Here is a 6,040-nt window from a genome sequence, read left to right as displayed (position 1 = left end):
CTCCAGAAGCGAATCATGCTGTGAAAGTGGCTCTTGATGAGGCTTTAAAATGTCGGGAGTCTGGGGAAAGCAAGGTGATTTTGTTTAATCTTTGCGGTCACGGACATTTCGATATGCAGGCTTATATGGATTATCAAGCTGGAAAATTGGTAGATACTGAGTATAGTCCAGAGGAAGTGGCGATGGCTTTGGCAGCTTTACCTGTTATTGGTTAACGAGATTGCAGTAAGAGTAGAAAGCCACGCTTAAGTTCGGTCTCCAGATCAGATGATCTATTGTGGCTAAGGAGCGTTTTCATCTTGATTTTCCCGCCTCAATGCTGCCAGAAAATTCTGTAAAAATAATGGTTTACAATATTGAATTGGAGCAAATTTCACGATGGAAGGAGTAACGGATAAATTAACGAACTATCAGCAAATTGTGCAGCAATTGTTGATAGGTTATGCAGAAGTTAAACCGGCTTATGGCGATTTTGAGGTGGAGACTATTTTTGATACCCAGCGAAATCATTATCAAATTGTGCATCTAGGTTGGCAGCATAAACGCTGGGTACATCATTGTATAATACATCTGGATATTCGTAATGAGAAAATCTGGATTTTTTACAATTCAACGGAACATGATATTGCGGCAGATTTAGTTGATTTGGGTGTACCAAAACAAGATATTGTGTTAGGTTTTTATCCTCCTTTCATGCGGGAAATGAGCGACTATGCTGTGGGCTAAAAGTTTTTCGTTTCTAAGCTAAATCAAGTTCTTATTTTTAGTTTTGACTCGCTCATAAAACTCTTCCATAACTTGAATAAAAGAATGGTCTTTTTTCCAAAAAGCCGGAAAATCTCCTTGTTTTTTAATCAAAATAGCAGGTAAACTCACAGAAGAAGGTTCTTCAACAATTTGAGGAAGTCGATGGGTTCCTAGCCAAAACTCTCGCGCACTCATTTTCTCTGGAACCCCTTCTGTTTCAACAGTTGTATAGAAAGAAGTTGAGGGTTGTACAGAAACTTCCTGGGTTGTCAATTCTTGAGATAAAATCTGTCCTAACGGAGATTGAGATAACTCAGCTTTGAGGACATCTTTCGATAAACCCCTTAATTCAAACAGCAAAAAAGGATCATCATCTAATTGGGATGCGACTAAATAATAAACCCCCGCAATATGTTTACAAGGATTTGACCAATCTGGACAAGAACAACTCGTTTTAAAATCTTTTTCGCTTTGGGGAAGTAAATGTAAACCTAAACCTGAAAAAACCTCTTCAATATTATCAGGAACTTCATTCATTAATAATTTAGACACAAAACTTGCTTTTGAAGACAAATGTTTAATCGCTTTCGACCAATCACTAGAACTAATCGGTTTAATTTCAATCGTCGTATTATATCGAGGTTCTTTATAAACTCCAAAATAAGGATTAATTGAACCTTTAACCGTGGCTGTAATTCGATTCTGATCAATTTTCGACTTCAGAATCTTACCATTCCTTGCATAAGAACGTCCTCGACCCAAACGTGCTGGATCACTAAAAGCTTCTAATGCTTCAATAAATTGTTTTCCCCACCAAGTCCGACTAAATTGAGCCATAATAGATTATACTCCTTTTAAACACAACAAAATTAACTACTCTAATAAAGCAACCTTATTCAATTGAATCAGCTGTTTAAACGCTTCATTATCTAATTCCGTTAACCAGGATTCATCACTACCAACAACTTGAGAAGACAGTTTTTTCTTATCTTCTATCATTTGATCAATCTTTTCTTCTAAAGTTCCCAAAGCTACAAATTTATGAACAAATACATTTTTCGTTTGACCAATCCGAAAAGCTCGATCCGTTGCTTGATCTTCCACCGCCGGATTCCACCAGCGATCAAAGTGAAATACATGATTGGCTTTGGTTAATGTAATTCCCACACCCCCCGCTTTCAAAGAGAGAATAAAGACAGAAGGTTCTGTCTCAGGATTTTGAAATTCAGCAATCATTTGTTCTCGTTTGGTGCGATTTGTACCCCCATGAATATAATAGGTGTTATAATGATAATGATGTTTAAAATGTCGTTCTAAACCCTCACAAACTTCTGTAAATTGGCTAAAAATCAATAAACTTTCGCCTTCGGAAATGGCTTCTTCTGCCATCTCTGCTAATCGTTGTAATTTCTGCGATCGCTCTGCTGAAAATTCACTTCCATCCTGTAAAAACTGAGCCGGATGGTTACAAATTTGTTTTAATTTCATCAGGGTTGATAAAATTAATCCTCTTCGTTTAATCCCTTCAACTTCATTAATTTTTTCAGATACATCCTTGACTAACGCTTCATAAAGAGACGCTTGCTCTTTGGTTAAATTACAATACACTTTCTGCTCAACTTTATCGGGTAAATCATTAATAATTAACGGGTCAGTCTTAACTCGTCTTAAAATTAACGGCTCTACTAATTTCTTTAACGTTATAGATTTCATGCGGTCATTATCCTTTTGAATGGGAATTTCAAAGGACTTGCGAAATTGAGCTTCTTTCCCCAAATAACCAGGATTCAGAAAATTAAAAATTGACCATAAATCTAAGAGACGATTTTCAACAGGAGTTCCCGTTAATGCTAATCGATATTGAGCCGAAAGTTTTAATATCGCACGAGTTTGAGCAGTTTTAGGATTTTTAATATTTTGAGCTTCATCAACAACAATTCGTCGCCATTCCAGATGATTGAATAATTTTTCATCTTGACGAATTAAAGTAAAAGAGGTAATGACCACATCACAATTAAGACAAGTTGATTTAAACGCTTCTGAATCTTGAATGCGATCGCTACCATGATGTATAATAGTTTGTAAATGGGGTGCAAACTTTTCTATCTCTTTTTGCCAATTGCCAATCACTGAAGTCGGTGCAATTAATAACGTGGGTAAAGTAGAATCTGTTGTTTCTTTTTCTTGAACTAATCGAGCAATCACCTGAACGGATTTTCCCAAACCCATATCATCCGCTAAACAGCCATTTAACCCTAGATTTTCTAAGTATTGTAACCAGGATACTCCCCGTTTTTGATAATCTCTTAACGTTCCTTGCAATTGGGGAATATCAGCCACCATTGTCAGTTGACTTTTATCTTGCAATTTCCCCATCAAATCAGATATCATTAAGTCATGTTCGATTTCTAATTCATCTTCTAAGGAAGCCGACATTTTGACGAAATCTAACAGTTTGATTTCCGGTTGTTCTTCGGTATGTTTTTGCCAAAATTCCAGCATTTGCTGCATTTTCTGTTGGTCTAATTCCATCCACTGACCCCGAAATTGAATCAGAGGTGTTTTAGCATTAACGAGTTGTTCCCATTCTTTGGGTGTAACAAGTTCACCGCCAATGGATAGGGAATATTGATATTGAATTAAGGTATCTAAATTAAAAAATCCTTTAGTAGCTGATGCTTTTCCTGAAGAACGAGAAGAGGTTTTTAAACGAACTTTAGCGCGACGACGACCTTGGGGTGTCCACCAAGCGGGAATGATGACTTTATATCCTGCATCTTCTAGTATCCAAGCACTTTCTTTGAGAAATTCAAAGGCTTCCATCAGATTTAATTGTAATCCAATGGGTTGATCTGTTTCTAATCCCTGCCAAAGTTTAGGATACATTCTCGCTGCATATCCTAAATTGAGGAGCAAATATTTCTCAAAATCTTTTCCTACATAATTATACAGTTCTTTTTTCTTTTTTTGAGGTTGTTGCCAATAATCTTTTAATAGCAGCTTAAAGGAGGGATCTTGTTTTGAGGAAACTGAAAAATGAATTAACCAATTGTCTTGTTCGTGAGTGGCTTCTTGGAGTTGAAAGCAAAGGTCAAAGGCGGCTGCGGTTTGGCTGTGGGTAAGTTTTTCTTTCCAAGCTAACCATTGTTGATATTCTTCAAAATCTGCTGGATTGGTTCTAGGATTTTGGGGATTTGGATGAATACAATGATGTACTAAGGTATCAGCAATTTGTTGATTAAATTTAGCGGTTAAGGGAGTTTGGGTAACAATTTCATGCAGTAAAGATTCAGAAAAGTGGCGCAGTAATGTTTCTTTGTGATAAAATTTAATTGGATTTTGAGGAGTGAGAGAACCTGATACACAGGCTAAAGGCATTGAGTTAATAGATTGAGTGATTAAGGATTGATATTGTTCTGAGATAATTTCCCAGCCGGAATAAATTTCAAATGCAGGAGTTTGGGTTGAACATTTGCCTTTTCCTTTGGTTTTAGGAGAAGCAAGCTGACGATATTTAAGGGCGGGGATATATTGATCTTTGTAAAGAATTTGTTTAAAGGATTGGGTATAATAATACCAAAAGAAGAGGTCTGAACCAAGGCTCACTTCTGAGGGGTTTTGTTGAGCGAAGAAGTGAATTTCTTTAAGAAGTTTAATAATCGTGTTGAGGGAATTAAACGTATTGTGGCTAGATGCTAATTGATAGGTTGTAATTTCCCATGTTGCAAATTCTTCAAAGTCTAAGCTCAAGTCAGTTTCTAAGTATTTTGCTAATTCAGGGGAAGGAAGCGGTTGTTGATTAACGGTTGGTAGGGTAAAGTATTTTAGGGAAAGGGGATTGAAGATGGAACGCGGATAAGGTTGAGAAAGTCCTATTTCATCTCGCACAAACGCTTCTAAATTTGAGGCTGTTAGATGTTGGGGATGAAGGGGGTTTGGATTTGGCTTTGTTTTGCGGGTTGAGGTTTCAACCCAAAGGTAAAATGCACCTTGTTCGATGAAATCACCTGTTGTTTCAGGAATCCAGGTTCCGTGCAGGATTTTCATGGTGGGATGTTATTTTAATTTGTTTATATTTTATATTACCTAATGTCTTTTTTATCTGGTTCCTATTTTCTGTTAAATTTGTCATGACAAATGAAGTTGAGGCTTCTGGCATCGTTTCTGGAGATGCGATCGCTCTCCTACTCTTCTGTTGAGGTGCGATCGCAACCCATCGAACTCACGTTTAATGCAATATCTAGTTTTTTGTATTTTTTTTGATGTTCCGCTCGGGGTGAGAGTTGATCGCTAATTCTCCCCTCAACTGCCGAAATAGCGACCACGCGAGGAGAAGCCAAATAATTCTTCGCCGTCGGATCGCCACTTCGTCCTTTAAAATTACGATTAGTAGCATAAACCCCCGTTTCCTCCTTATCTAACACCCCAAATCCAGCATTAATGCAAGCACCACAGCCTGATTTAAGAACAGTCGCTCCCGCCGCAACAAAAATTTGCATATACCCTAAATTCTCAGCCTTTTGACGCACCTCCAAAGAAGCTGGCACAATAAAAAGACTCACGCCAGGAGCTACATGATGGTTTTTAAGTACCTCAGCCGCTTGCGCCAAATCGAAAAGTTTACCCCCCGTACAAGAACCAATAAAAGCCTTAGTAATAGGTACTTCTCCTAACTCACTAATTCCAATTACTTGGTCGGGTTTAGGAGGACAAGCGATCTGTGGTTCTAAATGGCTTAAATCAAACTGATAAATATCTTCATAATTAGCATCTGGGTCACTAATGACTTCCTCAAATAAATCTTGACCGCAGCGTTGCAAATATTGATGAGTTGTATTATCAGGAGCAATTAAACCACACATTGCACCACACTCGATCGCCATATTAGATAAAGTCATACGTTCTTCCATTGGCATTCGATCGATAATACTACCTCTAAATTCCATCACCTTACCCGCAGCACCATCACAGCCGATTTTGCCCAGAATAAACAGCATAATATCCTTAGCAGTGATATATTTAGGCAAAGTTCCTTCCAGTTGAAAAAGTAGAGTTGTCGGAACTCGCACCCACATATCCCCCATTGCAAATATATTCGCCATATCCGTCGTTCCCACACCAGTAGAAAAACAGCCAAAAGCACCATAAGTACAAGTGTGAGAATCCGTTCCTGCTACAATAATACCTGGACGGATAAAACCCTTTTCCGGCAGCAAAACGTGGCAAATACCCGCCGCTTCTCCAGGCGAAACAATATCTAATAAATGACAACCTTGCGTTCGCGCAAACTGCA

5 protein-coding genes are annotated in these 6,040 nt (G+C 38.0%); 2 read left to right on the top strand and 3 right to left on the bottom strand.

Going from position 1 to position 6,040, the window contains the following annotated elements; translation table 11 throughout:
* Positions 1–215: hypothetical protein (locus tag PL9214_RS19640; protein WP_439331537.1), on the top strand; the 215-nt coding region annotated here is incomplete at its 5' end.
* Between the two features lie 163 nt (positions 216–378).
* The gene (locus PL9214_RS19630) at positions 379–726 is read left to right on the top strand and encodes a XisI protein (protein ID WP_072720475.1); all 348 of its coding nucleotides are present in this window, start codon (positions 379–381) and stop codon (positions 724–726) included.
* 18 nt (positions 727–744) lie between these two features.
* Here PL9214_RS19630 and PL9214_RS19625 read toward each other — a convergent pair whose 3' ends face one another.
* The 3 genes from PL9214_RS19625 to PL9214_RS19615 form a co-directional block, all read right to left on the bottom strand.
* Complete coding sequence (locus PL9214_RS19625) at positions 745–1,584, bottom strand: SWIM zinc finger family protein (protein WP_072720474.1); 840 nt, start codon at positions 1,582–1,584, stop codon at positions 745–747.
* Positions 1,585–1,620: 36 nt separating this feature from the next.
* Positions 1,621–4,794, bottom strand: coding sequence for a DEAD/DEAH box helicase (locus PL9214_RS19620; protein WP_072720473.1), 3,174 nt, complete (start codon positions 4,792–4,794; stop codon positions 1,621–1,623).
* 137 nt (positions 4,795–4,931) lie between these two features.
* The coding region (locus tag PL9214_RS19615; protein WP_245824301.1) for a 3-isopropylmalate dehydratase large subunit at positions 4,932–6,040 on the bottom strand (1,109 nt) is incomplete at its 5' end.

This window comes from Planktothrix tepida PCC 9214 (assembly GCF_900009145.1).
Classification (GTDB): Bacteria; Cyanobacteriota; Cyanobacteriia; order Cyanobacteriales; family Microcoleaceae; genus Planktothrix; species Planktothrix tepida.
The sequence above is the reverse complement of the archived record's forward strand: the minus strand, read 5'-3'. Positions and strand labels throughout refer to the sequence as shown.

Excerpts from the sequence above, each read along its gene's own strand:
- PL9214_RS19630 (WP_072720475.1), top strand. The coding sequence starts at position 379 with ATGGAAGGAGTAACGGATAAATTAACGAACTATCAGCAAATTGTGCAG.
- PL9214_RS19625 (WP_072720474.1), bottom strand. The coding sequence starts at position 1,584 with ATGGCTCAATTTAGTCGGACTTGGTGGGGAAAACAATTTATTGAAGCA.
- PL9214_RS19620 (WP_072720473.1), bottom strand. The coding sequence starts at position 4,794 with ATGAAAATCCTGCACGGAACCTGGATTCCTGAAACAACAGGTGATTTC.